Here is a 25274-nt window from a genome sequence, read left to right on the forward strand (position 1 = left end):
GGGCGGGTGTGCGCCATGACTTGTACGGTGGACGAGACGCGGCACTGATCAGACAGAGGGGGACGGCAGTGCTCAGGCACGACTACCGGTACGCACCGCGGGAAACCGACCGGTGATCAGGCTCGGCAAGAACGGCCTGGTGGCCGTCTCCCTGTTCTTCGTCGCCCTCTCCGGCTACACGGCCACCGAGGTCATCGAGCAGAGCGCACCACCTGTCACGCCGCCGTCGCCGTACGCCTCGCAGGAACCGGCCGACTGCAGCCGGCCGGAGCTCGAACCCGTCCGCTGCCCCAACAGCGTTGGAGACGGCTGCCCGGACGCCGAGCCCTCACCCAGTGGCAGCGCCACTTCGGCATGGCTGAGCAGACCGGGGGGCGGTAGCGAGTCGCACATGATCCCCGCACCTGGCAGCACAGTCGCCGGGGACAACGCGATCACGCCCGAGGCCGTGCCCGCGCCCACCGGGAGCTACCCCGATGCGACAGACGAAGTCCGCGATGTCGTCTGCGTCGAGGCCACGTACCCGGACTGACCGCGACCCCGGTGCTGTGCGCAAGAAGCGGCGAGCAGCCCGCGCCTGCTCTCACGAAGCGAACTGCCTGGTGGGGAACATGCGAACGACAGGAAGCGCCTCTGAACGGCGAGAACAAAGGTTGTTGAGACCCTTGTTCCCCGCCTTTGGCAGAGGCGCCGCCGAGGTGAGGGAGCGTATCGAGTCCTACTCGCCAGGGAGGCGGTAGCCGAGGGGTGGTCTCGCAGGCCGGGGCGTGCGAGACCACCATCCGCTCATTTTCTCCTGCGGAGGAAGACCTGTCGTCGCCAAGGAGTCGCAGCGGTTGCGGTGATTCCGATGGCCAACGCGATGACGGCAACAGCCCAACTGACGGGGTCGGTGGCCGGCTTAGCCGTCCAATCCCACCAGTTGCGGGGATACCAGATCAAAGGGAAAGCCGAGGCCATGGGGATGACCCAGCCGAGTTGGTGCCCGAGCAGCCTGATGGACAGCAGGGCAAGGCCGAGCCAGATCAGTACGGAGCGGACGAAGACGACTCCATGCTCCGGTCCGACGGCGAGTGCCTCGGTACCGAAGGAGAGAGTGCAGGCCGTGAGCGTCAGTCCAATGCAGTACGCGTTGCGGAGGCGGTGCATGGTGCGTGCGCCGGTCTCCTCATGCGCCGACATCGCTCCGCCGAAGGCAGCCGTGAGGAAGACGGCTGACAGGAGCGGAAGCTCATGCCGGTAGGGCACGCCTGTGGAGAGACTCGCGCTACCGATGGATGGGAGCGCGATGCGGGTGCCACCGAAGAACGCAGACAGGACGGCGACGACCGCAGTTCCGGCTAGGATTGATCCGGCCCGGTGGACCCTTGCGTAGCGAAGCAGATCACTGCCGTACATCAGGCTTACACCAGGTGTTCTCGCGAAGATGGCTGCGCTCCTGGGCAATCCAATTCTCCTGCTCGGCCGGCGTCATTCGTGCCGCCTCGGTTGCCTCGCGCTGGGCGGTGCCGACGCCGGTGAGGTGGAGCCCTTTGTCGGCGGCGGCCGGATCCTGGTCCATGGCCTGGTATTCCAGCCATAGGTGGATGTTGTCGATGGCCTGCCATGCCCGGCGCGCCTGTGGATCGGTGGGATTGGGGCGGCATCGACCGAGCGACGTAGTGAAAACCTGGTCGGCCATGGCGATCGCTGCGGTGCGTACGTGCCCTTCGGCGATGTCGAAACCTCGATCTCCCCATCGGGTACGCCGCAGTCCGAATTCGTAGAACTCGTTGGGTGTCTTGACCCAGGGCTGAGTAGGCCGGCCAAGGCGCTGGGCCATCCTGGTCAGCTCCGGCAGGTACTTCCGGTGCTCAGGCCATACGCACACCCGTGGGGAATGCTCGTCGGCGCGGTCGCACAGCGGCTCAGTCGCCGAGGCCGGGCGTTCCACGCGCAGTTCACCAGCGGCCGGTGCCGCGGCCAGTGCGGCCAGGGAGCTGACTGCCGTGACGATGACGACACCGCGCGTGTGTCGTGGCAGTTTTCGACGAGGCATCTGGCGCTCGGCCTTCCTCGTCAGTGGCGGTGCTGTGACTGCCAGCACGGCGAGGGTGAGAGCCAGGAACAGACGGACAGCGAGTGGTAGCGGGCGAAGGTAGGTATCCGGCGGCCCAGCGAGGACATTGAACTTGAACGGCAGGGACAGCATGCTGATGAAGCAGCCGAGTGCGCAGACGACGGGTGTGAATCCAGGCGAGGGCCACCAGCGGCCGGCCAGGTGTCCTACCGACGCGAAGATGATGAGGGTCGCGGCGCCCAGCAGCAGGTAGGAGGGCCACAAGAAGCCCGGTCCCGCGTCGCCCAGCGAGACGGCCGCCGCGGTGAGGCACCCGATCCCGTACGCAAGGAATCCGAGCGTGAGGGTGGCGGCCAGCCTCGCGGCCTCAATCCGCCAGCCGGGTCGGGCGGCGGCGAGTAGGAAGTCGGGCATCCCCGCCCGTGAGGAGCGTCCGGCCTGCCAGGCGGAAACGCCGGCGAGCATGGGCCCCAGGAAGAGCGTGACGATCTGTGCCGCCACGCTCGCCTCGGGCCAGACGCCGATCCAGTACTGGGACCGCCCGAAGAGCACCGCCAGGTCCACGGCGATCATCACGGGGAAGGCGGTGAGTAGAGGGGAGCGTCGCAACTCGATGCGGTAAGTGTTCAGCATGCCGCTTCCTCAGTCGACCGGCTGTTGCCCAGAACAGTCATGTAGCCGCGCTCCAGTGGACTGTCTCCCGGGGCCATCGGCGCGGACTGTTCTGCCAGTTGTTGTGGCGTCCCGTTATGAACCACCTGGCCCTCACTCAGCACGAGGACGGTGTCACAGGCAGCGCCCACGTCCTCCACCAGGTGCGTACTGAGCACAACGGCCGCCCCCGAGCGGGCGAGGGAACGAATGAGGTCACGAAAGTCAAGGCGCTGCGCAGGATCAAGGCCGACGGTGGGCTCATCGAGCAGAACCAGAGAAGGAGAACCGACGATGGCCGCAGCGATCCCGGCACGACGGAGCATGCCGCCGGACAACGACTTCATGCGGTCGCGGGCCCGGTCGGTCAGCCCTACGGCAGCCAGGGCCGCCTCGGCCGCCGGTCCGGCCTCCTTGGACGGAACCTCACGCAGCCAGGCACAGTAGCGGACGAAATCGGTGATGGAGAACGCCGGGTAGTAGCCGAAGTCCTGAGGTAGGTAGCCGATTCGACGACGGACTTGGCGGACGTCCCGTTCGTTGGTGACGGGTTTGCCGAACAGTTCCAGTCTCCCGCTCTGCGGTGGTGCGATCGTGGCGAGGGTACGAAACAGTGTAGTCTTGCCTGCCCCGTTGGGGCCCAACAATCCAGTGACACCCGGCTGGATGGACAGGTTGAGATCCTCGATGACGCGTCGGCCACCGTACCCCTGCGTGAGGGCCGTCAATCGGGCGACGGGAGCAATCGTCATAAGTGAAATCCCCGAAATACGCGGTGGGCCCGCCGCAACGACGGGCCCACCGCAGCGCTGGTAAACTACTGGTAAACCTTAGTTCCGTTGATCTTGAACGTGCACTCGTGGGTGTCGTACTTACCCACGTAGCCGTTGTACAACCTGTCGAAGTGCTGCGTGTCGATCTCGGCGTTGCAGTCGTAGGTCGTAATCCACGTATGGTGGTAATAGGTGTTTGCGTCGTAGCAGTAGCCATGGCCGGCCGTTGTGTACCAGTATCCCCGGCAACCCATGTGCCAGGAACTCTCGTTGTATGCGCTCGACGTCGGAGCCGTAAGGCCGATTGCGGCAGCCGCCATGGCCGCGACAATAGCACCCTTCCCGACCTTGGTGCCCATTATTCGTGTTACGAGAGTATTCATTTCCCCCCCTGGGGATCGAGGTGTTGCCCTCTTATGGAGAGGCGATCCTAGTTAGTGACGGGTAGTCAAAACAAGGCTGTGCTGCGAAGTTGGTGACCTTCTCGTCAGAGGGAAACCTACTGCATCCCATTTGTGACCCGAGTAGATCCCCTTTGGGGCGGTTCCATCGCCTGCGTGTGAGACGTTGATCACTGGGCTGGCCGGACGTGACGGCCATTTCGGCGGGTGCAACCTGCAAAGAGCGCGGTGGTAGTCACCCAGGTCCGTGCTCGCGCACGTGCCAGCGGCGGGGAGCTTGCCTTCCCCGTCCTGCAGACGATCAGGGTCGAGGACGGGTGGATCGCCGAAGTCCGCCCCTTCTACTGAAGCGCCGAGGCGATCGCCGATGTCAGCGCAGTACTGGTGGAGCTGGTTCCCTTCGACGCGCACCTGAAGTGCGTGCCCATCGAGACTCTCACCGGGGGCGAGCTGGTCGTTGACCACCGCAAGGGCGAGAGATATAGCAACGTACGGGGATCGTTCCGAGATGAGTGACGCGGCTCCCGTGTGGTGGGACAGCGTCGCCGGCATGCTGTAAGGGACTGTCGACGCTTTGGGAACGGCGAGAGCCTTGTCCGCTGGGAGGTCGGCTGAAGCATGGAGGCTGGCACCTGGTCGGGCCCCCGCTGTCGCTACGCCTCGTCGGGGGCGAATGACGCACACGTCATCGACGGTGAGGTGAACGAGGCGGCAATCACACCGGCTGTCCATGCGGTCGGCGGGTCAGGTCTGCCCAGACCGTTTTGGTGAACTGGTCGTTCACCGTGTATCCCCAGTGCTCTGCGTACGCCCCGACGAGAAGCAGCCCGCGTCCCGAAGTCGCCGCGGCCGCCGGTGTTGTCCGGGCGCACGGGAGGCGATCCGGGCGGGTGTCCGTGACCTCGACGCGGATGACCTCGGGCAGGAGTCGCAGCGCGAGGCGGAAGTCGCGGCCGGGTGTGCGGCCGTGCGTGATCGCGTTCGCCGCCAGCTCGGACGTCACTATCGCCACCGCGTGTGACGTTGCCGTGGCGTGCAGGATGCCCCAGTCGGCGCGCTGCTGCACCGCGATGCGGCGGGCGAGGCGGGCGCCGCGGGGTGTGTAGCTGAGTTGTACGGCGAACATGCTTGTCGAGGGCGGTAGTTGAGGGAGAGATTGCACTTCAGTGTTCATGGCGTAACCGTCTCGTCACGCAGATGGCGTGAGCCAGGTCGGGCATGCGTACCTGGCGGCGTTGTACGGGTCGGGCGTGATGTTGTACGGGTGCCGGCCCATGTCGACGGAGTGCCTGGCGCCGTTCAACAAGCGTCAAGCACAAACACGTTGGCGCGTGGGGGCGTGGGCTCATGACGAACAGCCGCACGAAGAAGCGGGACAAGGACGACGATCGCCCGGTCATCTGGGTGGGCTACGGCAAGTTGCTGAAACTCTTCCGGGAGCGGGCGGAGTACACACAACAGGCCCTCGCGGATGCCGTCGGCTACTCGTACGAGCAGGCGGCCTCGATCGAGCAGGGCCGCCGCCCCGCGAAGGCCGCGTTCACGGACGCGGCGGAGCGCGTCCTGGACGCGGGCGGGGCGCTGGCCGTCCTCCAGGACGATGTGGACCGGGCGAAACTCCCCTCGTTCTTCTGGGACTTCGCACTGATCGAGACGGAGGCGGTGAGCAGGTTCTCGTACGATCCGCTGCTCGTGCCGGGTCTGCTGCAGACGAGGCGTACACACGGGCGCTGTTTGCCGGGCACTGTCCGCCGCTGGACGACGAGATCATCGAGCAGCACACGGAGGCGCGTCTGGGCCGGCAGAAGCTGTTGACGCGTACGCCGCTGGTCGACCTGTCCTTCGTGATCGAGGAGGCGGCACTGCGCAATCCGATCGGTGGACCGGAGGTGATGCGCGGGCAACTGCAACGTCTTCTGGAGGTCGGTGCGTTACGGAACGTGGAGGTCCAGGTCATGCCGTCCGGGAGGGGCTTCCATCCCGGGCTGAACGGCGCGTTCGTCGTTCTGGAGACCTTGGAGCACCGGCAGGTGGGTTATGTCGAGTCCCAGGAGACCGGTGTCGTCGTGAGCGACCCCGCAAACGTCAGTGCTTTCGGCTTACGGTATGGCAAGCTGCGCTCGCAGGCCCTGAACGCCGAAGAGTCTGCGCGTCTTATCGAACGTCTGGCAGGAGAGGCATGAGCACCCAGCAGGCTGCACCGGGTCCGGACCGGCTGAAGTGGTTCAAGAGCAGCTACAGCGGGTCCGGTGGCGGCGACTGCGTCGAGGTCGCGGCCTCCGCCGACGACGTCCACGTCAGGGACTCCAAGAACACCACCCGCCCGGGACTCCACGTGTCCCGGGCGAGTTGGGTGCGGTTCGTGGCCGGGTCGGTCGACGCGAGGCGCGTCAGCGCAGTGCCGCGTAACCCGGGCGGATCACCTCGTCGATCAGACGCCGCCGCTCCGGCAGCGGCAGGAACGCGGCCTCGGCCGCCGCGACCGTGAACTCCTCGAAGACCTCCGGGCCGTAGCCGAACGCCTCCGCCATGTGCACGAACTCCAGGCTCATGTCCGTCCCGGACACCAGGCGGTTGTCGGTGTTGAGGGTGACGCGGAAGCCGAGGCGGCGCAGCAGGTCGATCGGGTGCGTGTCGTACGACTTGGCCGCGCCCGTCTGGAGGTTGGAGGTCGGGCAGACCTCCAGCGCGATGCGGTTGTCGCGCACGTACGAGGCGAGGTGGCCGAGCGTGGCCGTGCCGTCGTCGTGGACCGTGATGTCGTCGGTGATGCGCACCCCGTGGCCGATGCGCTCGGCACCGCAGACCTGCACCGCCTCGTGGATCGACTCGGCGCCGACCGCCTCGCCGGCGTGGATCGTGAAGTGGCAGTTGTGGCGCTTGAGGTGCTGGAACGCCGACAGGTGCCGGGCCGGCGGGTTGCCGATCTCGCCGCCCGCGATGTCGAAGCCCGCGACGCCGCGCTCGCGGTGCGCGACGGTCAGCTCGGCTATCTCCAGCGAGCGGTCGGTGTGCCGCATACCGGTGAGCAGGGCGCGCACCGTGATGCGCCCGCCCGCACGCCGCTCGCCCTCGCGCAGACCCGCGTTCACCGCGTCCACGACCTCGTCGAGCGTGAGCCCGCCCTCCTGGTGCTGCTCGGGGGCGTACCGCACCTCGGCGTACACGACGCCGTCCGCGGCCAGGTCCTCCGCGCACTCGGCGGCGACGCGCTCCAGCGCCTCGCGGGTCTGCATCACCGCGCAGGTGTGGGCGAACGTCTCCAGGTAGCGCTCCAGCGAGCCGGAGTCCGCGGCGTCGCGGAACCAGACGGCGAGGGCTTCCGGGTCCTCGGTGGGAAGGGCCCGGTAGCCGCAGCCGCGGGCCAGCTCGATGATCGTGGCGGGGCGCAGACCGCCGTCGAGGTGGTCGTGGAGGACCACCTTGGGAGCGCGCTGGATGTCAGACAAGTGCATGCATCGGGAGTGTACGGCACCTCCCGCCGATGCGGGAGGCGCGTCAGTTCGACTGGAGGACCGGCAGGGCGGGCGCACCCGTCGGCAGCATGTGCTTGGCCGCCAGGAGCGGGACGCCGTCCACCCGCACGACCTGCGTGACCAGCACGGCGGGCGTGTCCGCCGGGCGTCCCAGCTGCTCCCCGCGGCGGCGGCCGAGCAGCGTCGCGCTGATCCCGCTGTGCGCGGTCAGCGGCGTCCCCCGTGAGGCGGCCGTCAGCACCGAGAGCATCGAGGAGGCCGCCTGCGGCGCCGACCGCAGCGCCTCGGCGAAGTCCGGATGGTGCCGCTGGAGGGTCTCCTCCGCGGCCGCCCACTCCTGGCTGAGCGCCGCCGCACCGTCACCGGTCAGCAGCGACTCCCAGAAGCGCAGCTTTGCCGCAGCGGGTGCGAGCAGGTGCTGGGTGGTGAAGTCGGTGGGCTCCTCGACGGTCCGCAGCAGGGGCCGCACCCGCAGCGCCTGCCCCGCGCCCAGCAGGTCCTCCAGCGGCTGGATGTGCTCGTAACCGCGCCTGGGCGGGCCGTCGTTGACCGTGCGGCCCACGCCCCTGCGCACCGAGAGCAGGCCGTCCTCCTGGAGCAGGAGCAGTGCCTCGCGCAGGGCCGGCCGGCTCACGCCGAGCTCGGTGGCGAGGCGTGGCTCCGAGGGGAGGGTGGACCCCGGCGGATAGGTGCCGTCGTGGATGGCGTCCGCGATCCGCTCGTACAGGACCACGACCGGTCTCCGCTGCTGCCCGCTGACTGCCACTGGCCCTCCTCGGCTCACTTGTCAGCAAGTTATGCGAGCGCGCGCCCCCGGAGCAACGCGGGGCCGCCCCGTCCTGGCCGGACGGTACGGGCCCGTTGTGCGTCACGTCACGAAGGGCTTGACGTTCTACGCACGTAGATTCCACGCTGTGGGGCACAGCTTGTCTGACAAGGCTGCTGTACCTGTTCCCATCGAGGCATGACATCCAAGGCAAAGGGGCCGACATGTCGACCACGCTCGGCCGGAGGCGTTCCGGGTCCGAATCCGATCTCGCGGGCCGGGGCCCGATGCTGCTGGCCATGGTCCTGGCCGTGCTCGGCTACCAGATCAACGCGACCATGCTCAGCCCCGCACTGCCCGATGTGATCGAGCGCCTCGGCACCACCACGGCGGCCGCCGGCCTCTCCCAGACGTTGTTCTTCCTCATGGCCGCCATCGGCCAGGTCACCCTGGCCCGCCTCAGTGACCAGCGCGGCCGCAAGCCCATGATGATCGTCTGCGCGTTCGTGCTCATCGCGGGCAACCTGCTGTGCGTCTTCGCCCCGAACATCGAGATCTTCATCGCCGGCCGCATCCTCCAGGGCGTCTCCGCCGCGATGTTCACGCTCGCCTTCCTCACCCTGAACCAGCTGCTGAGCCCGGCCGGCTTCGGCAGGGCCGCGGGCATCATCACCGCAGTCAACGGCGGGCTCGCCGGTGTCGACGCCGTCGCCGGCGGCCAGATCGCCGACACGATCGGCTTCCGCGGCATCTTCGTGTGCTCCACGCTCATCGCCGTCGCCGGCCTGATCGGTGTCCGCAGGTACGTTCCCGACGTGCCGCCGACCACGGCGGACGCCCCCTTCGACGCGCGCGGCATCACCGCCCTGTCGATCGGCCTCACCGGTGTGCTCGTCGGCCTCGCCCAGGGCGCGGCCTGGGGCTGGACCTCCCCGCTGACCCTGGCCTTCCTGCTCGGCGGACTGCTGGCCCTCGTCGTCTTCGTCGTCTCGCAGAAGTCCGCGGCGAACCCCGTCATCGACATCGACGTGCTCGCCTCCCGCCGTGCCTGGCCGCTGCTGATCACCACGATCTGCACTCTCGGCGGCGCCTTCGGCGCGATCGCGCTCACCATCCCGCTGTTCTCGCAGGACGCCCGGGTCGGCCTCGGCCTGTCCGCCGTCGCCGCGGCCTTCCTCTTCCTCACCCCCATCCAGCTCATCGGCGTGATCTCCGCGCCCCTCACCGGCCGGCTGGGACCGAAGGCCGGCTGGCGCCGGATCGTGGTGACCGGAGCGGTCGCCAACTTCGTGATCTTCGTCTTCGCCACGCTCTTCCTGCACCACGAGTGGATCCTCGTGGCCTCGCTCGCCGCGCTCGGCGTGACATACGGCGGCTTCATGCTGACCGGTCTCAACGGCCTCGCCGTCACGACCGCGCCCAAGGACAAGCCCGGCTCGCTCTCCGGCCTGAACGGCGCCTGCTTCGGCATCGGCGCCTCGCTCGGCATCGCCCTGGCGTCGGCCATGATCACGGCGGGCAGCGACGCCCACGGGCCCACGGCGGCCGGCTACCAGCACGCCATGTACGCGGCGCTGGCGCTCCTCGGCATCGGCGTCGTCGCCTCACTGCTCATCCAGCGGCCCGACCCGGCGGACGCCGAGGCCGACGGCGAGTCCCCGCTCGTGCTCGCCCACCACTGATCCCGGCGCTCCGGCGCCGCGCGCCTCCGCCGAACCGGGGCTTCGCCCGGTCTCGTCCAACCCGTACGGTGCTGCGGCCCAGCCCCGTACCCCGCCCGGCCCGGACAGCGCTTCGCCGCCGGAACCGGGGTTTCGGCGGGCAGGGGGTGCCCCCAGCTCCACCGGGGGCACCCCCTGGCTTCGCCGGGACCCCTCCCGCGACCGCCAGACCGTGGAGGAGTTCGCGGCGCCTGCCGGGCGTAGCGAGGCGGACCTTCCACAGCCGCCGGGCGTGGCGGGGCGCACCCCGCATGTACGTCCCGCATCCGCCGGCGTAGGCACAGGGCCGGGGGCGGCGTCCCCAGCTGACGCCGCCGCACCCCGTGACCGGGGCACGACGGACGCCGCCGCACCCCGTGACCGGGGCACGACGGACGCCGCCGCACCCCGTGACCGGGGCACGACGGACGCCGTCGCCCGCGGGACCGGGGCATCACCCCCGCTACGCTGGCGCGATGCCGCCTTCACCCGCCTCCCGCGCCGTGACCGGCGCCCGGGTCGTCCTGCGTCCCTTCACCCACGACGACGGGGCGGAGTTCACAGCTCGCGCCCGGCAGAGCACCGGGCACCACCGGCCCTGGCTCTTTCCGCCGCTCACCGCGGACGCCTACGCCGCCTACGCGGGGCGGCTCATCGAGGACCCGGCGAGAGCCGGTTTCCTCGTCTGTGAACGAGACACCGGCGCCATCGCGGGATTCGTCAACATCAACAACATCGTCGAAGGCGCGTTCCTCAGCGGCGCGCTCGGCTACGGCGCCTTCGCCCACGCCGCCGGACGCGGCCTCATGGGAGAGGCACTGCACCTCCTCCTCGGCCACGCCTTCGGCCCGCTCGGACTGCACCGACTGGAGGCCAACATCCAGCCGGGCAACACCGCCTCCATCGGCCTCGTACGGTCGGCCGGATTCCGGCTGGAGGGTTACTCGCCGGACTTCCTCCACGTCGACGGCGCCTGGCGCGACCACGAACGCTGGGCGATCACCCGCGAGATGACCGCGCCCGCCGGTCGTTGATCCGTTCCGTCAGGCCGCCTTCTGGTCCACGTACTCGAAGACCGACCCGTCCGGGTGGACGGCGATCAGGTTGCGCCCCACCGGGGTCGGCACCGGACCGGCGACGACCTGGGCGCCGCCTGCGGTGAGCGTCTCGTACGCCTCGTCCACGTCCTTCACCGCGATCGTCGCCGCCACCTTGCGCAGCACCTCGAGCTCCGACTCCGGACCGCTCATCAGCAGGAAGCAGCCGATCGCCGCGACACGGACGCCGCCCCGCTCGAAACGCAGCGGCGGCGCGCCCGTGAGCCGCTCGTAGAAGGCGGCCGACTCCTCGAGATCGTTGACGCAGATACGAAGGGTGGTTCCCAGGATCTCCATGCAAGGGAGGGTAGTTGGGGTCGGAGGGCCCTGTCAGGTACCCCACGAGAGGCTCAGACCCGGCACAGGATCTCGCCGTGCGGGACCAGGAACCAGGCGTCGTCCTCCGCGCCCCAGGCGCGCCAGGCGTCCGCGATCGCGGCGAGCTGTCCTGCGTCGGCATGGCCGCCCTCCACCGCGATCCGCGCGTACACCGAGGCGGTCGTGCGGTCCGCCCACAGACCGCTCCACCACGTCCGCTCCTCGGGCGTCGCGAAACACCAGGTGCCCGCGGTCGCCGTGATGCCGGTGAAGCCGGCGGCGCGGGCCCAGGACAGCAGCCTGCGGCCGGCGTCGGGCTCGCCGCCGCTGGCGCGCGCCACCCGGGAGTACAGCTCCTGCCACTCGGTCAGCACCGGCAGTTCGGGGAACCAGGTGAAGGCGCCGTAGTCGCTGTCGCGTGCCGCGACGACGCCGCCGGGACGGCACACCCGGCGCATCTCCCGCAGAGCCTGCACCGGATCGCCCACGTGCTGCAGCACCTGGTGGGCATGGACGACGTCGAAGGAGTCGTCGGGGAAGTCGAGGTCGTGGACGTCGGCGACCGCGAAGCGGACGTTGTCGAGACCCCGTCCCTCGGCGTGCGCACGGGCCTGCGCCAGCACGTCCTCCGCGGCGTCCACCGCGGTGACACGTCCCGGCGCGACGAGCGCGGCGAAGTCCGCCGTGATCGTGCCCGGCCCGCAGCCGACGTCCAGCACGTCCAGCCCCGGCCGGAGTTCGCCGAGGAGGTACGCCGCGGAGTTCTCGGCGGTCCGCCAGGTGTGCGAGCGCAGCACGGACTCGTGGTGCCCGTGGGTGTAGACGGCGGTCTCCTTCGGCATGGCCGCTCTCCTTCGCTGAGGTGGGTGCTCACCGTATCGCGTGTGTCCTGAATGACGAGATACGTATCTCGAATCATGGACAAGGGTCCGGAGGAGCACATCGGGCGGTGGGCCGGACAACGGCCCCGCAGGAGGCGATAATCGGCGGATGACAGCGACCTGGAACCCGACCGCACCTGGCGTGCTCCGGCTCCCCTCCGGCAGGCTCGTCCGGGGCCGCGGCCTGCGCCGCCCACTGCCCGAGGGACAGCGGCCGCAGTTCGCCGTGCACCTGCTCGGCAAGCAGCCGCCGCACGCCGACTGGGAGGCGCGCTGGCTGCGCTGGCCGGACTTCCGCCTCCCCACGGACCGCGACCATGCGCGTGAACTGCTGCGCGAGGCGTGGGAACGGGCGGCGGCCGAGCGCGTCGAGATCGCGTGCGGAGGCGGCCGCGGCCGGACCGGAACCGCCCTGGCCTGCCTGGCCGTTCTCGACGGCGTCCCGGCCGGTGAGGCCGTGGCGTACGTCCGTGCCCACTACGACCGGCACGCCGTGGAGACGCCGTGGCAGCGGCGCTACGCCGAGCGCTTCGCGGACGCCGCGAGAACCTGAACGGAAGGGCCCCGGCGACCAGCACCCCCGTGGCCGGCCGCCGAAGCGCGCTGTGCCATGGTGCGGGACGCGAGGGGAGCACGTCGATCCGATTTTTCCGGGCGGCAGACGTCCCGCCCGGAAATCGTCGTCTCCCGGAGCCCCTTGCGGCCGGTCGTCAGAGCAACTCCTGCGGCCGGTAGACCGTCAGCGCGCCCACCAGCTTGTCCACCGTCAACTCGGATGGCGATGGCGCCACTTCGCCGTCGTACGCCAGCGGTGTGCCCGGTGCGAGACCCCCGATGCGCACGTGGTGCAGCTGCCGGGCCGCGTGCACCGGCGACTGCTTCAGCCTGCCCGCGAGCGCGGCGCCCAGCAGCCGCCAGCCCGGAGCGCGCCCGCCGTGCACCACGCGGACGTCGAGCAGACCGTCCGCCAGATCGGCGCGGTGACCGGGGGTGGGGCCGACGCCCCGGTACACCCCGTTGCCCGCGAACAGCAGCCACATCGGGCGGCGCCGCCCCTGCACCTCGGCCTCCAGCGGATGCTCGCCCCGCAGCACCCGGGTCGCCGCCAGCACACCGGCCGGCCAGGCGCCGATCCGGGGTGACCAGCGCTCCCGGACGCGCACCAGTTCGGGATACACGCCCAGGCTGAACGTGTTGAGGAAGTAGCCGGGGGCCGCGCTGCCGCCGGGCCCCGGAGTGAAGCGCCCCAGGTCCACTCCGACGGCCTCCCCGGCCTCCACCGCCCGGCAGGTGTCGCGGACGGACTCTATCCCCAGGTCGTAGGCGAAGTGGTTGAGCGTGCCGCCGGGGAAGACCGCGAGCGGGAGACCGTTCTCGGCGGCCACGGCGGCCGCCCGGTTGACCGTGCCGTCACCGCCGACGATTCCCAGGGCCCGGGCGCGGCCCGTGGCCTTGGCGAGCTGGGCCGCCAGTTCGTCGGGGGCGCATTCCACGACCTCCGCGAGCGGCAGTTCGCCCTGCACCTCCACGGCGCAGTCCGCGGATCCGGACTCGCGGTTGACGACGACCACCAGGCCGTCACCGCCCCGCAGCGCGGGCGCCTGCGCCGTGGGGCGGGCCGGTGCGGGCAGCTGGGACCGGGTCGGCACGAGGCCGCGCACCGCGAACGCGGCGCCCACGCCGAGCGCGGCTCCCACGAGCACGTCGCTCGGATAGTGCACGCCCGTGTAGACGCGGGAGAACGCGACGGACGCGGCGACCGGCGCGACGGCGGCGCCCCAGCCCCTGGACTCCAGCGCGACTCCGGTGGTGAAGGCCGCGGCCGACGCGGCGTGCCCGGAAGGGAAGGACGTGGTGAACGGATGCCGTTTCAGCTGCCGTATCGCCGGCACGGCGTCCAGCAGGGGCCGGTTCCTGCGGACGGAGCGCTTGCCGACGGTGTTGATCAGTGCCGACGCCACCGCGAGGGACGCGACGCCCCGCACCGCCGCCCGCCGTGAGCGTGCCCCGCGTCCGGCCAGGGCGATTCCGGCTGCCGTCCCGAACCAGAGCAGCCCGTGGTCGGCGCTCCTGCTGAGCCGCGGCAGGACCGGTTCCGCGCCCGGCCAGGCACGCTCGGCGACGGCACGGTGCAACTGCCGGTCCCAGGTGCCGAGGAGTGCCGCGATCCGCCCGCGGAGGTGCGTGATTTCCTGTGCGTCGACTTCTGGCATGCCTCGCGGATACCCCAGGGGCACGCGCCCCACGCCGTGCCCGACCCGTCCGGCCCCGCGCAGGCGGTCGTGACGCGGGCTCGGCCGGCCCCGCCGCCACCGCCCGCGCGGCGGCATCGGTCAAACCTTCGTATAAAGGGCTAGGAGACCGGGCAGGCGTCCGACGTCCGCAGAGCGGAGGCCGGGCACCCGCCCGGCGCCGATGAGCGCGCGAGCGGTGGAGGTGGCGCGATGCAGGGCACGGCGTCCGAGGGACGTGGCCCCGTCCGGTACGGGCCGCACGCGCCCGAGACCGGGCTGCCGGTGCCGCAGGGCCCCGCCGCCGTCCTGGCCGGAGCCGCGGGCGTCGCGCGCAGCGAGCCGCCCGGCGGCGGTCCGGCACTGCGCGAGGCGGCCTGCGGGTACTGGGAGCGGCGCGGCCTGCCGAGTGGTCTCTCCGAGGTCGTCGCCGCCTCCGGCGCACAGCCTCTGCTGTTCGCCCTGCTGGGCGCGTACGACGGCGACGTACTCATGCCCCGCCCCTGCCCCGCTTGGTGGACGCCGCAGACACGGCTGCTGGGCCGCCCGGCCTACCACGTGCCGACCCCGGCCGAGTGCGGCGGCGTGCCGGACCCGTTCGCGCTGCTGGAGACCGTACGGCGGGTGCGCAGCGAGGGCGGCAGGCCACGGCTGCTCCTGCTGTGCGTCCCCGACGACCCCACCGCCACCGTCGCCCCGCCGGAGACCGTGCTCGAGGCATGCGAGGCCGCCGTCGGCGAAGGGCTGCACATCATCAGCGACGAGACGTGGCGCGACACGCTCCACAGGCCGCGGGACACCGTCCTGGTCAGCCCGGCGGAGATGTACCCCGGCGACGTCACGGTGATCAGCGATCTCGCGGGTGCCCTCACGCCCGAGTCCTGGCCCGTCGCGATCGCCCGCTTCCCGCCCGGCGACGAGGGCGCCGCCCGGCGCGCCCGCACCCTGGACTTCCTCACAGCACTGGGCGCCGCCGTCCCCGCGCCCCTCTCGGCCGCCGCGGCCCACGTGCTGGACGAGCCGCCCGAGACGGCCGAACGCGCGGTCCGTGCCGCCGCCCTGCACGCGCAGGTCGCCGCGGCCGTGCACCGCGCCGTGCTCGTGGCCGGCGCCGTCTCCCGCCCTCCGCAGGCGGGCCGCCATCTCTACGCGGACCTGGGCCCGTTGCGCGACCGGCTCGCCGAGCGCGGCGTCGGGGACTCCATGGAACTGGAGGAGTACCTCGGCGACCGGCTCCACATGTCCGTCCCCGGCGGGCACCGCTTCGGCGACGAACTCGGCGCGCTGCGGGTGCGGCTGTCCACCGGGCCGCTGCTCGGCGCGACCGCCGACGAGCAGCTGGCCGCGCTCGACTCACCCACCCCACTGGAACTGCCCCATGTCGAGCGGGCATTGAACAACCTCGGATCGGCCTTCGACGAGCTGCGCTGACGCGTTGACGGGAGACCAGGATGACGGAGCAGGCAGAACAGACCGGACCCGCACAGCATCCGGCGGACACGCGACCGGATCGTACGGCGCTCCCGCCCCGCACGACCCGCCTCCTCGGCGAGGTCCGCATCTGGCCGAGATCCTTCGCCGACCGGCTCACCGCCCCCCTCCCGGGCGTCCGGGCGCTCGCCAGGCTCGCCAGGGAGGGCGCGGTACGCCCCGGCCCCGCGGGCCTGCGGGACATCCCGCTGCTGCCCTTCGAACCCGGCACGCTGCCCGAGGCGGACGTCACCACCGTCGCCGTCACGTGGGCCGGGCACGCGAGCTGGGTGCTGCGCATCGGCGGGCTCACCGTCCTCACCGACCCCGTCTGGTCCCGCCGCATCCTCGGCACCCCGGCGCGCATCACTCCGGTGGGCGTGCGCTGGGAGGACCTGCCGCCCGTGGACGCGGTCGTCATCAGCCACAACCACTTCGACCACCTCGACGCGCCCACCCTGCGGCGGCTGCCCCGCCGCACCCCGCTGTTCGTGCCCGCGGGACTCGGCCGCTGGTTCCGGCGGCGCCGCTTCACCCGGGTCACCGAACTCGACTGGTGGGAGGGCGCCGAACTGGACGGCGTGCGCTTCGACTTCGTACCGGCCCACCACTGGTCCAGGCGCACCCTCCTCGACACCTGCCGCTCGCTGTGGGGTGGCTGGGTGCTCACCGACGGCCCGGGCCGCTCGGTGTACTTCGCGGGCGACACCGGGTACGGGCACTGGTTCCGGGAGATCGGCCGCCGCCATCCGGGCATCGACCTGGCGCTGCTGCCCATCGGGGCGTACGCCCCGCGCTGGTGGCTCAGTGATGTGCACACCGACCCCGAGGAGGCCGTGCGCGCCTTCGAGGACCTCGGTGCGCGGAACATGGCGCCCATGCACTGGGCGACGTTCGTGCTCTCCGCGGAGCCCGTGCGGGAGCCGCTGGAGCGGCTGCTGGCGGCCTGGCACCGCACGGGCCGGCCGCGCCACGAGCTGTGGGACCTGCCGGTGGGCGGCTCGCGGGTGCTGGCCGCGTGACCCGGGGCCGCGCAGGGCCGGCGCTCACGCCTCCCGGCGGGCGCCGATCCGGCGCAGCCTGCGCCACACCCCGGGCGCCCCGCTGACCAGCACGGTCAGGGCCACGGCCGCGAGGACGCCCTGCCACGGCTCGGCGAACAGCGACCCGCCCAGGATGCCGATCAGCGCGTACGTCGCCGCCCACGCCAGGCACGCCGGAGCATCCCCGCGCATGAAGCTGCGCAGTCCCATCCGCGCCAGCAGGCAGGCCAGCATGACGGGAATCCGCCCGGCCGGCACCAGACGCGACAGCACCAGCACCGCCACCCCGTGCCGGGCCAGCTTCTCCTGGGCCTGCTCCAGCCGGTCGGGCGCCGTGCGCCCGCGCAGTGCGGACAGCCGGCGCGAACCGTTCTTCGAACGCGCACCGCGCCGGCCGAGCCAGTACAGCGTCACGTCCCCGACGAAGGCGGCCAGCGACGCGACCAGGAAGACGAACAGCAGGGCGAACGGAGCCGTCTGATGGACGGCCACCACCGCCGCGGAGCTGACCAGCGCGCCGGTCGGCACCACGGGCACCAGTGCTCCGAGCGCCACCAGCAGGAACAGCGAGGGATAGCCGACGGCCTGCTGCGTCGACTCCGGCGGCAACAGCGGTGCCGGGAGCGCGAGCTGGGCCGCCGCCGGGATCCCGGGGATCACCGCCCGGCCTCCGGCCTGACGCGCTCGCCGTGCGCGAGCCGGTGCACGGCCACTCTCGGCGCCAGCCGGGCCGCCTTGCGGACGAACTCGTCGCCCGGCGCGTAGAACTCGTGCGGCCGGATGCCGTCCATCCCGATCGGCCAGTACGTGCCGTAGTGCACGGGCACGGCGTCGCGGGGCGCGAGCGAGGCGAGCGCCTGCGCCGCGCGCCCCGCGTCCAGGTGGCCGTGGCCCAGGTACGGACCCCAGCCGCCGACGGGAAGCAGCGCCACGTCGACCGGGCCGACCTCGTCGGCCATGGAGTCGAACAGGCCGGTGTCGCCTGCGAAATACGTGTCGGCCTCGCCGCTGACCACATAGCCGAGCGCGGGACAGCGGTGCGGCCCCAGCGGCAGCCTGCGTCCGTCGTGCAGCGCGGGCACGGCCCGTATGCGCAGCTCGCCGACCCGCACCTCGTCGCCGGGCCCGACCTCGGTCACGCACAGGCCGGCCGCCGCGGCGACCCGCCGCAGCCCCGGCACCGAGCGAGCCGCCTCGCGCGGCACGACCAGCCGTGTCCCCGGCGCGAGCCGCGCGAGGGAGGGCAGATGGAGGTGGTCGGAGTGCAGGTGCGAGACGAGCACGGCCTCGGCGACGGTGGCCTCGGCGGGCGGCAGGGCGCCGCGGCGCCTGCGCAGATGGGCCAGCCGCCGCACGAGCAGCGGGTCGGTCAGCACCCGGACCCCCGAGTCCTCGATCGTGCAGGTGGCATGACCCCACCAGGTGATCTCCACCGGCACGCGACGCCTCCTCGCAGCAGCTCCCCGTCCCCGTACGAGCGTAGTTGTCCAGGGGCCCGTCCGCGGGTCCCGGGCGGACCGCCGCTTGCGGGGGCCGCGCTGTGACACGCTGGAGTCCTGCTCCAGGGGGTGAGGTGAGCACACGTGGTCGAAGGGCGGTGGCTCACTGCCGGAAGAGCCGTCTTCCGGGTCATGGTGGTGTGGGGCGTGTCGACCGCGACCATGCTGGCGCTCGCCGGGCTGCTGCCCGACTTCCGTCTCCAGTCCCCCGACGGCGACAGCATCACGCGCACGGCGGTCACCGCCGGCTGGGGCGCAGGCGCCTTCGGTCTGCTCGGAGCCCTGGTGTGGCCGGTGATCGTCCGGGCCCTGCTGCTCGTACCCGCGCTCGTGCTCGGCCTGCTCGTCTTCTTCCTCAACGGCTCGCTGCTGCTCATCGCCCTGTGGCTGATCCCGGACGGCCGCGGCGCAGCGGACCCGCAGACCGCCGTCGTCGTGGCCGCCGTCATGTCCGCCGTCGCCTCCGCGACCTCGACCGCGCTCGCCGTCCGCGACGACGACGCCTACCGGCGCCGGCTCTCGCGCCTGGCCCACCGCCGCGGCCGCCGACGCGGTGACGGCCCCGGGCGATCGCGTGCGCCCGGCACGGTCTTCGTCCAGCTCGACGGCGTCGGCCACGACGTGCTGCTGCGTGCGGCCGAAAGCGGCGTGATGCCCACCGTGGCGAGCTGGCTGGGCGATACGCACCGCCTCACGCCCTGGCGGACCGACTGGTCCAGCCAGACCGGTGCCAGCCAGCTCGGCATCCTGCACGGCTCCAACCACGACGTGCCCGCCTTCCGCTGGTACGAGAAGGACCGGCGCCGGATCGTGGTCAGCAACCGCCCGGCGAGCGCGGCCGAGCTGCAGCGCCGCGCCGTCGAGCGGACCGCCGACGGAGGGCTGCTGACCGTGGACGGCGCGAGCCGCGGCAACCTGTTCGGCGGCGGTGCGGACCAACTCGCCCTGGTGCTGTCCGTCGCGGCACGCCGTGGCCGGGCCAACCGCTCGCGCGCCGGTTACTTCGCGTACTTCTCCGATCCGGCGAACGCCGTCCGCACCGCGGTGTCGTTCGTCGCCGAGGTCGCCCGCGAGATCGGGGAGTCGACGCGCGCCCGGCTGCGCGGCGACGAGCCGAGGGTCGGCCGCGGCGGGCTCTACCCGTTCATCCGCGCGTTCGCCACCGTCGTCGAACGCGACGTGGTGGTCGCCGCGGTGATGGGCGACATGCTCGCCGGACGCACCGTCGTCTACGCCGACCTGGTCGGCTACGACGAGGTGGCCCACCACTCCGGGCCTCACAGCCGCGACGCGCAGGCGGTGCTGGAGCGGCTGGACCGGTCACTCGCCCTGATCGCCGAGGTCGCCGGGCACGCGCCCCGCACCTACCGGATCGTGCTGCTGTCCGACCACGGCCAGAGCCCGGGGAGCACCTTCGAGGACGCGTACGGGCTGACTCTGCGCGATCTGGTGCGCGCGGGCTGCGGACTGCCGGTGCCGCGCCGCGCCGAGCGTTCCAAGAGCGGGGCGGAGGCCCGCGACGCCGCCCGGAACGCGCTGCGCACCGCCCTGCACCGGGACGTGGACGAGGACGGCGAGCTGGAGCAGGCCGGGGCCGGCTCCGACCCGATCGTGCTCGCGTCCGGCAATCTCGCGCTGATCTCGTTCCCCGACGTGCCCCACCGCGTGAGCCGCGAGGAGATCCAGCGCCGCTACCCGGCCCTGCTGCCGACCCTCGCCGACCACCCGGGCATCGGGTTCCTTCTCGTGCGCAGTGAGCGGCACGGGTCGGTGGTGCTCGCCGCGGGCGGTGCGGCCGTGCCGCTCGCCGCGCTCGAGGAGGGCGACGGCGCGGGCCCGCTCGCCGTGTTCGGCCCGGGCGCGGTGGAGGCCGTGCGGCGCACCGACGGGTTCCCGCACGTCGCGGACATCATGGTCAACTCGATGTACGACCCGAGGACGGGCGTGGTGCACGCGTTCGAGGAGCAGATCGGTTCGCACGGAGGGCTCGGCGGGGAGCAGTCGAAGGCGTTCCTGCTGTCCCCGCTGGAGCTGTCGCCGCCGGTCCCGCCCGGCCGTGAACTGGTCGGTGCGGAGCAGGTGCACCGGGTGCTCAGACGCTGGCTGCGGGAGTGCGAGGGCCCGCAGGTCCCGATCGGGACGCGCGCCGCCCGGTCGGCGGGCGTGCCGGACATTTCCCGGTGGGACCACCAACCGGAAGAAGAAATTCCGGTTACTGAGGGCTCCGTGCCGGACGAAAAGATGTGATTTTGTCCAGCCTCTCCCGTACCGGACCATGTCCCGGCCCCAGGAAGGTGGACGGCGGCGGCCGCCACGGTGCCGAGGACCGTGGCGCGGCCGACGTTGCGCTCGGGGTCGCGGGCTCCGGGTACGCGGCCGTCTACCAGGGAGTGCTCTTCCTCTTCGCCGGTGTGCTGGTGTACGCCTGGATGTCGGCCCGAAGGATCAAGGCCGCCCGGCAGCAAGGAGAGGAAGCGGATGCGAGCCGTCGTGTTCCAGGAGTTCGGCAAGCGGCCTGAGATACGGGAGGTGCCCGACCCGGTCCCCGCGCCCGACGGCGTCGTGGTCAAGGTCGAGGCGACCGGGCTGTGCCGCAGCGACTGGCACGGCTGGATGGGCCACGACAGCGGGATCGCCCTGCCGCACGTCCCCGGGCACGAACTGTCCGGCGTGATCGCCGCCGTGGGCGCCGGTGTGACCGGCTGGTCGGCCGGCGACCGGGTCACCGTCCCGTTCATCTGCGCCTGCGGCCGCTGCGCGGCCTGCTCCCGCGGCGCCCAGCAGGTCTGCGAACGCCAGGAACAGCCCGGCTTCACCCACTGGGGCTCCTTCGCCGAGTACGTCCCTGTCCACCACGCCGACACCAACCTGGTGGCCCTGCCCGACGGCATGCCGTACGCCACGGCCGCGAGTCTCGGCTGCCGGTTCGCGACCGCCTTCCGGGCGGTCGCCGGCCAGGGCCGCGTACGCCCGGGGGAGTGGGTGGCCGTGCACGGCTGCGGCGGAGTCGGCCTGTCCGCCGTGATGATCGCCGCGGCGGCCGGGGCCCGCGTCGTCGCCGTCGACGTGTCGCCCGGAGCGCTGGAGTTGGCGCGTACCTTCGGCGCCGAGGTGGCCCTCGACGCGTCCGCGCTGCCGGGCGGCGTCCCCGAGGCCGTCCACGAGGCCACGGGCGGCGGCGCCCACCTCTCGCTCGATGCCCTCGGCGCGGCCGTGACCTGCGAGAACTCCATCCGCAGCCTGCGCAGTCAGGGCCGCCACGTCCAAGTCGGCCTGCTCCCCTCGGGAGCCCACGTCCCCATGGACCGCGTCGTCGCCCTGGAACTGGAGATCCTCGGCAGCCACGGCATGGCCGCGCACGACTACCCCGCCATGATGGCGATGGTCGCCTCCGGCGCACTGCGCCCCGAACTGCTCGTGACGGCCGAGATCACCCTCGACGCCGTGCCCGACGCGCTGATGGCACTGGACACCGCGCCCGCCACGGGCGTCACGGTGATCACCCCGAACGCCGCGCCCTGAGGCGCATGACCTCCGGCGTAATCGACGGCCCCGCGGCCGGACGGCAGTCTGAGGTCACCGGGGCCCGGGCGGCGCACTCCGTCCGGACTCCGGGTCCCATCCGTACGACCTCGATGGAGGCTGATCCCTCATGTCCCAGGCCCTGCTCGCCGGCATCTCCCGCACCACCGAGCCCCGGACGATGCTGCGCCGCTTCCTCGCCGTGGACGCCGCCGTCACCGGGGCCAACGGGCTCGCGTACGCCGCCGCGTCCGGGCCGATCGGCCGCTTCCTCGGGGTCGACGACGTGTTCCTGCTCGGCGTGGGGGTCTTCCTCACCGTGTTCGGCACAGCTGTCGGTCTGCTCGCCGCCCGGCCCCACCCACCGGTGCCGCTGGTCAAGGCGGTCATCGACGCCAACATCGTCTGGTTCCTGCTCAGCCTCGCCGCGCTCGCGCTCCGGCTGGAGCCGACTCCGGCCGGCGCGGTGTGGACCGTCCTCCAGGCCGTGACCGTGGCGGGACTCGCGGCCCTGCAGTGGTCGGCGCTGAAGGCGGCGGCTAGGGCGTGAGCGACCGCAGGTACGCGACCGTCGCCGGGTCGGCCGGGAGGAACGTCTCGATGGCCAACTCGGCGACGGTCACGTCCAGCGGGGTGTTGAACGTCGAGATGGACGAGACGAACGACAGGACCCGCCCCGCGTGCTCGATCCGCAGCGGGAGTGCGAAATACGGGTAGGGCGTGGGGTCCTCGCGGTCGTCCGGGACGCCGCCGCCCTCCGGCAGGGGGTACGCGGCGACCTCGTCGTACAGCTTGCGCAGCGTCGCCGACCGGGCGAGCGCGATCTGCCGCTCCATCTGGGCCAGCAGATGAGCGCGCCACTCGCGCAGGTTGCGGATGCGCGGGGCGAGCCCTTCGGGGTGCAGTGTGATCCGCATGCCGTTCAGCGGAGGCGTGAGCAGGTGCTCGGGCAGGCCGTCGAGCAGCATCGCGATGCCGCGGTTCGCCGCCACCACGGTGTACGAGCCGTCGACGACGACGGCCGGATACGGCTCGTACCCCTGCAGCAGCCGTTCGATGCCCTCGCGCAGGGCGCCCAGGGAGTCGACGGGCGTCTCCGCGTACCGCGGGGCGTAACCGGCGGCGAGCAGCAGCGCGTTGCGCTCCCGTACGGGTACGTCGAGGTGCTCGGCGAGCCTGAGGATCATCTCCTCGCTGGGCCGTGAGCGGCCCGTCTCGACGAAGCTGATGTGGCGCGCCGAGGAGTCGGCGCGCAGCGCCAGTTCCAGCTGGCTGATCCGACGCCGCTCGCGCCAGCCCCGCAGCAGCGGCCCTACACCCGTACCGGAAACGACAGTTGTCATACCCCGACCGTATTACGGGGCTGCCCACGGCCAGTCAGCCCCTCGCCTCCCCGAGCAGCGCGGCGAGCGCCTGCTCGATGTCCATGGCCGCGCTCTCGGCCGAGGCGGGCACCGCCGCGTACGCGTGGACGAGGAAGCGGCGCAGGGTCGCGGTGTCGAACTGGAGCAGCGCGACGCCCTCCGGCGAGCGCAGCTCGACCATGGTCTGTACGCGTCCGCAGGGCCAGATGTGGACGTCGCCCTCGCCGGAGGGGGCGCGCAGTCCGGAGTCGAGCAGGCTGCGGGCGAAGGTCCACGTGACACCCGTGTCGTTGAGGCAGGCCTCCGGCGGGAAGATCATGCGGACGGCGAGCGGGTCGGTGTCGCGGTAAAGCAGAATCACCGGCACGGCCAGGGAGTGGGGCGCGTCGCTGATGAGACGGGCCACGACGGATTGCTCGATGGAGGGTGACATCGCTCGCTCCTCTTGGTGCTGTGCGGTCTGCTCCTTCTGCATGGGACGACGTCACGGCAGGGCTCACCCGTACGCGAGCTACACCAGTGGCGCGTGTGACCTGCATCACCCACCTTCGAACTCCGGAGGCCGAATGGCCAGACCTTTGCGCTATCGCATTTCCCCGTAAAAGGGACGACTGCCCGGTAGGGTCCGCCGATTCCGCGCTTCGGGTCCGATCGTCCGCTTTTCGGGCGGTGTGCCGGTGGCCGGAAACCGCCGACGCGAGGCGTGAAGGGAAAGAGGAGCCCCAGCCGGACGGGGGTTTCCGGCCGGGGCGGTCAGAGGGCGGGTGGCCTGGGGCGCCGTCCTGGCCGCACCCGCGTATAGGTGAACGATAAACCACCGGCGGGCGTTCCCGTCGTTCCCCAGGCCCTCGTGTGATGTGCGTTACCCCGAGTAAAGCTCCGGCCGTCTACCGGGCTCCCCGGGGCGTCACCGTCGCCAGTACCGAGGGCAGCGGGTACCAGTCGGCCGACACCACACTCGCGTGCCGGCCCGCGAGCAGCGCGACCCGGTCCCGCGCCTGCGCCTCGGTCGGCCGCGTGCCGTCGATCGCGGGCGCGACCTGGTGCGCGGCGGTCATGACGACCAGGTAGTGGTTGCGGTCGTACCAGGCGGTGTCGACCGAGCCGCCCGCGTACGTGCTCGCGTCACCGTCGAACACGACGAACCAGGGCCGGAGCGACGCGTCCGCGTACCGGCTGCGCGGGTCGCCCGCGGCAGCCTTGAGCACCGCCGGGAAGGCGCCCGCCTCGCGGAGGCGGCCCGCGGCCCTGAGGTCACGCAGATGCCCGGCGTACTCGCGGTCGGTCCAGAGCGTGTCGGCCGGATTCCCCTGCTCGACCGTGCCCGGGATGAGCTCGACGACGAACCGGCCGGCCATCGCGGCGCGGGCCGGCCAGCCGTTCGCCCGCACGGCCGTGTCCAGATCCGGATGCCCGCCGGCCAGGTCGGCCGGCCGGAACAGCGCGTCGCCGAGTTTCGCGGTCAGCAGCGTGTCCAGTTCGTCCGGGCCGCGGCCGAGGTTGTTCCGGAAGCCGTCCTTGAGCTCGATCTTCACGAGGACGGGCCGGTGCCCGGGGTGCGCGTCGTGCCAGGCCCTCATGTCGGCCAGGCAGCCGCCGAGGTCCTGGTTCCTGGGCTTCGTGCGCAGCTCGCCGGCGTGCGCGGCCGCCGCGCAGTTGTTGTCGTTCCCCAGCGGGTTGCTGTGCGAGACGCGCCACGACCTGCCGAAGGCGTTCGTCCAGGCGTCGATCTCCAGCATGCCGGCGCCGGAGTCGAGGGCATCCGCGAAGTACGGGTACTTCGCCTGCTCGTAGGCGTTGTGCACACCGACCCAGGTGGCGGCGGAGTAGGGCAGCTGCCCCGGGTCCACGGCCGGTGCGGCCGCCTCGGCGGGAGCGGGAGCGGCGGCGATCAGCCCGGCCGCGACGGCGCCGGTCACGACGGCGCGCAGGAGGTTCCCCATGGGCCTCTGTCCTTGTGTCGAGTGGTCAAGTCGACGGAACGGTAGGCCAGTTGAGTGACGCCGGGGGAGACAGTACCCGG

General features: G+C 71.9%; 25 protein-coding genes and 2 pseudogenes. 12 read left to right on the forward strand and 15 right to left on the reverse strand.

Features of this window, described 5'->3' with window-relative positions; genetic code table 11:
• The first annotated feature begins 112 nt into the window (after positions 1-112).
• Positions 113-532: a hypothetical protein gene (locus tag HW130_RS10345; RefSeq protein WP_177149162.1), complete on the forward strand. Its 420-nt coding sequence runs from the start codon at positions 113-115 to the stop codon at positions 530-532.
• Between the two features lie 254 nt (positions 533-786).
• Here HW130_RS10345 and HW130_RS10350 read toward each other — a convergent pair whose 3' ends face one another.
• From HW130_RS10350 to HW130_RS10370, 5 genes are all read right to left on the reverse strand, one after another.
• Positions 787-1398, reverse strand: coding sequence for a hypothetical protein (locus HW130_RS10350; RefSeq protein WP_177149163.1), 612 nt, complete (start codon positions 1396-1398; stop codon positions 787-789).
• The gene (locus HW130_RS10355) at positions 1385-2692 is read right to left on the reverse strand and encodes an ABC transporter permease (RefSeq protein WP_177149164.1); all 1308 of its coding nucleotides are present in this window, start codon (positions 2690-2692) and stop codon (positions 1385-1387) included. The genes HW130_RS10350 and HW130_RS10355 overlap by 14 nt, the downstream gene beginning before the upstream one ends.
• Entirely contained in the window at positions 2686-3462 is a 777-nt protein-coding gene (locus HW130_RS10360) for an ATP-binding cassette domain-containing protein (protein ID WP_177149165.1), read from the reverse strand. The genes HW130_RS10355 and HW130_RS10360 overlap by 7 nt, the downstream gene beginning before the upstream one ends.
• Positions 3463-3527: 65 nt before the next feature.
• On the reverse strand, positions 3528-3842 hold the full coding sequence (locus tag HW130_RS10365; RefSeq protein ID WP_218183339.1) for a hypothetical protein: 315 nt from the start codon (positions 3840-3842) through the stop codon (positions 3528-3530).
• A gap of 757 nt (positions 3843-4599) precedes the next feature.
• On the reverse strand, positions 4600-5010 hold the full coding sequence (locus HW130_RS10370) for an ATP-binding protein (protein ID WP_256355996.1): 411 nt from the start codon (positions 5008-5010) through the stop codon (positions 4600-4602).
• A 221-nt stretch (positions 5011-5231) separates the two neighbouring features.
• Here HW130_RS10370 and HW130_RS10375 point away from each other — a divergent pair.
• Positions 5232-6067, forward strand: a pseudogene (locus tag HW130_RS10375) (helix-turn-helix transcriptional regulator).
• A complete protein-coding gene (locus tag HW130_RS36710) occupies positions 6064-6372 on the forward strand; it encodes a DUF397 domain-containing protein (protein WP_177149168.1) in 309 nt (102 codons plus the stop codon). The pseudogene HW130_RS10375 and the gene HW130_RS36710 overlap by 4 nt, the downstream one beginning before the upstream one ends.
• Here HW130_RS36710 and HW130_RS10385 read toward each other — a convergent pair.
• Together HW130_RS10385 and HW130_RS10390 are read right to left on the reverse strand one after the other, a co-directional pair.
• Entirely contained in the window at positions 6275-7339 is a 1065-nt protein-coding gene (locus tag HW130_RS10385) for an adenosine deaminase (protein WP_177149169.1), read from the reverse strand. The two genes, HW130_RS36710 and HW130_RS10385, sit on opposite strands and share 98 nt — an antisense overlap.
• Before the next feature lie 43 nt (positions 7340-7382).
• On the reverse strand, positions 7383-8126 hold the full coding sequence (locus HW130_RS10390) for a GntR family transcriptional regulator (protein WP_177149170.1): 744 nt from the start codon (positions 8124-8126) through the stop codon (positions 7383-7385).
• A 224-nt stretch (positions 8127-8350) separates the two neighbouring features.
• On the opposite strand from HW130_RS10390, the gene HW130_RS10395 reads away from it, so the two are divergent.
• Entirely contained in the window at positions 8351-9808 is a 1458-nt protein-coding gene (locus HW130_RS10395; RefSeq protein ID WP_177149171.1) for an MFS transporter, read from the forward strand.
• A gap of 494 nt (positions 9809-10302) precedes the next feature.
• Entirely contained in the window at positions 10303-10860 is a 558-nt protein-coding gene (locus tag HW130_RS10400) for a GNAT family N-acetyltransferase (RefSeq protein WP_177149172.1), read from the forward strand.
• 9 nt (positions 10861-10869) lie between these two features.
• Here HW130_RS10400 and HW130_RS10405 read toward each other — a convergent pair whose 3' ends face one another.
• Positions 10870-11220: a VOC family protein gene (locus HW130_RS10405; RefSeq protein ID WP_177149173.1), complete on the reverse strand. Its 351-nt coding sequence runs from the start codon at positions 11218-11220 to the stop codon at positions 10870-10872.
• A gap of 53 nt (positions 11221-11273) precedes the next feature.
• A complete protein-coding gene (locus HW130_RS10410; RefSeq protein WP_177149174.1) occupies positions 11274-12083 on the reverse strand; it encodes a methyltransferase domain-containing protein in 810 nt (269 codons plus the stop codon).
• A gap of 148 nt (positions 12084-12231) precedes the next feature.
• On the opposite strand from HW130_RS10410, the gene HW130_RS10415 reads away from it, so the two are divergent.
• Positions 12232-12675 (forward strand): protein-tyrosine phosphatase family protein, encoded by a 444-nt coding sequence (locus HW130_RS10415; protein ID WP_177149175.1) that lies wholly within the window; start codon positions 12232-12234, stop codon positions 12673-12675.
• Between the two features lie 157 nt (positions 12676-12832).
• Here HW130_RS10415 and HW130_RS10420 read toward each other — a convergent pair whose 3' ends face one another.
• On the reverse strand, positions 12833-14335 hold the full coding sequence (locus tag HW130_RS10420) for a bifunctional phosphatase PAP2/diacylglycerol kinase family protein (protein ID WP_177149176.1): 1503 nt from the start codon (positions 14333-14335) through the stop codon (positions 12833-12835).
• A gap of 231 nt (positions 14336-14566) precedes the next feature.
• Here HW130_RS10420 and HW130_RS10425 point away from each other — a divergent pair, with 231 nt between their 5' ends.
• Together HW130_RS10425 and HW130_RS10430 are read left to right on the forward strand one after the other, a co-directional pair.
• The gene (locus HW130_RS10425; RefSeq protein ID WP_177149177.1) at positions 14567-15784 is read left to right on the forward strand and encodes an aminotransferase class I/II-fold pyridoxal phosphate-dependent enzyme; all 1218 of its coding nucleotides are present in this window, start codon (positions 14567-14569) and stop codon (positions 15782-15784) included.
• Between the two features lie 20 nt (positions 15785-15804).
• Positions 15805-16845 carry an MBL fold metallo-hydrolase gene (locus HW130_RS10430; protein ID WP_177149178.1) on the forward strand — a complete coding sequence of 347 codons (1041 nt, stop codon included), beginning with the start codon at positions 15805-15807 and terminating at the stop codon, positions 16843-16845.
• Positions 16846-16869: 24 nt separating this feature from the next.
• On the opposite strand, the gene HW130_RS10435 is transcribed toward HW130_RS10430, so the two are convergent.
• Both HW130_RS10435 and HW130_RS10440 read right to left on the reverse strand, forming a co-directional pair.
• Positions 16870-17526, reverse strand: a complete 657-nt coding sequence (locus tag HW130_RS10435; RefSeq protein ID WP_309140389.1) for a VTT domain-containing protein — start codon at positions 17524-17526, stop codon at positions 16870-16872.
• Positions 17523-18305 carry an MBL fold metallo-hydrolase gene (locus HW130_RS10440; RefSeq protein WP_177149179.1) on the reverse strand — a complete coding sequence of 261 codons (783 nt, stop codon included), beginning with the start codon at positions 18303-18305 and terminating at the stop codon, positions 17523-17525. Before HW130_RS10440 ends, HW130_RS10435 begins: the two co-directional genes overlap by 4 nt.
• Positions 18306-18497: 192 nt before the next feature.
• Here HW130_RS10440 and HW130_RS10445 point away from each other — a divergent pair, with 192 nt between their 5' ends.
• The 4 genes and pseudogenes from HW130_RS10445 to HW130_RS10455 all read left to right on the forward strand — a co-directional run bounded on the left by HW130_RS10445 (position 18498) and on the right by HW130_RS10455 (position 22437).
• On the forward strand, positions 18498-20612 hold the full coding sequence (locus tag HW130_RS10445) for a phage holin family protein (protein WP_177149239.1): 2115 nt from the start codon (positions 18498-18500) through the stop codon (positions 20610-20612).
• 107 nt (positions 20613-20719) lie between these two features.
• A pseudogene (locus HW130_RS35830) lies at positions 20720-20884 on the forward strand (amino acid permease); the annotation flags it as partial.
• Positions 20844-21887: a zinc-dependent alcohol dehydrogenase family protein gene (locus HW130_RS10450; RefSeq protein ID WP_177149180.1), complete on the forward strand. Its 1044-nt coding sequence runs from the start codon at positions 20844-20846 to the stop codon at positions 21885-21887. The pseudogene HW130_RS35830 and the gene HW130_RS10450, both read left to right, overlap by 41 nt.
• A gap of 130 nt (positions 21888-22017) precedes the next feature.
• Complete coding sequence (locus tag HW130_RS10455) at positions 22018-22437, forward strand: hypothetical protein (RefSeq protein ID WP_177149181.1); 420 nt, start codon at positions 22018-22020, stop codon at positions 22435-22437.
• Here the strand turns inward: HW130_RS10455 and HW130_RS10460 are convergent.
• The 3 genes from HW130_RS10460 to HW130_RS10470 all read right to left on the reverse strand — a co-directional run bounded on the left by HW130_RS10460 (position 22427) and on the right by HW130_RS10470 (position 25194).
• Positions 22427-23230, reverse strand: a complete 804-nt coding sequence (locus tag HW130_RS10460; RefSeq protein ID WP_177149182.1) for a helix-turn-helix domain-containing protein — start codon at positions 23228-23230, stop codon at positions 22427-22429. The two genes, HW130_RS10455 and HW130_RS10460, sit on opposite strands and share 11 nt — an antisense overlap.
• A gap of 34 nt (positions 23231-23264) precedes the next feature.
• Positions 23265-23684 carry an SsgA family sporulation/cell division regulator gene (locus HW130_RS10465; RefSeq protein WP_177149183.1) on the reverse strand — a complete coding sequence of 140 codons (420 nt, stop codon included), beginning with the start codon at positions 23682-23684 and terminating at the stop codon, positions 23265-23267.
• 454 nt (positions 23685-24138) lie between these two features.
• Positions 24139-25194, reverse strand: a complete 1056-nt coding sequence (locus HW130_RS10470; protein WP_177149184.1) for a phosphatidylinositol-specific phospholipase C domain-containing protein — start codon at positions 25192-25194, stop codon at positions 24139-24141.
• Positions 25195-25274 lie beyond the last annotated feature (80 nt).

The organism is Streptomyces sp. PKU-EA00015 (assembly GCF_013387495.1).
In the GTDB taxonomy this organism is placed as follows: Bacteria; Actinomycetota; Actinomycetes; order Streptomycetales; family Streptomycetaceae; genus Streptomyces.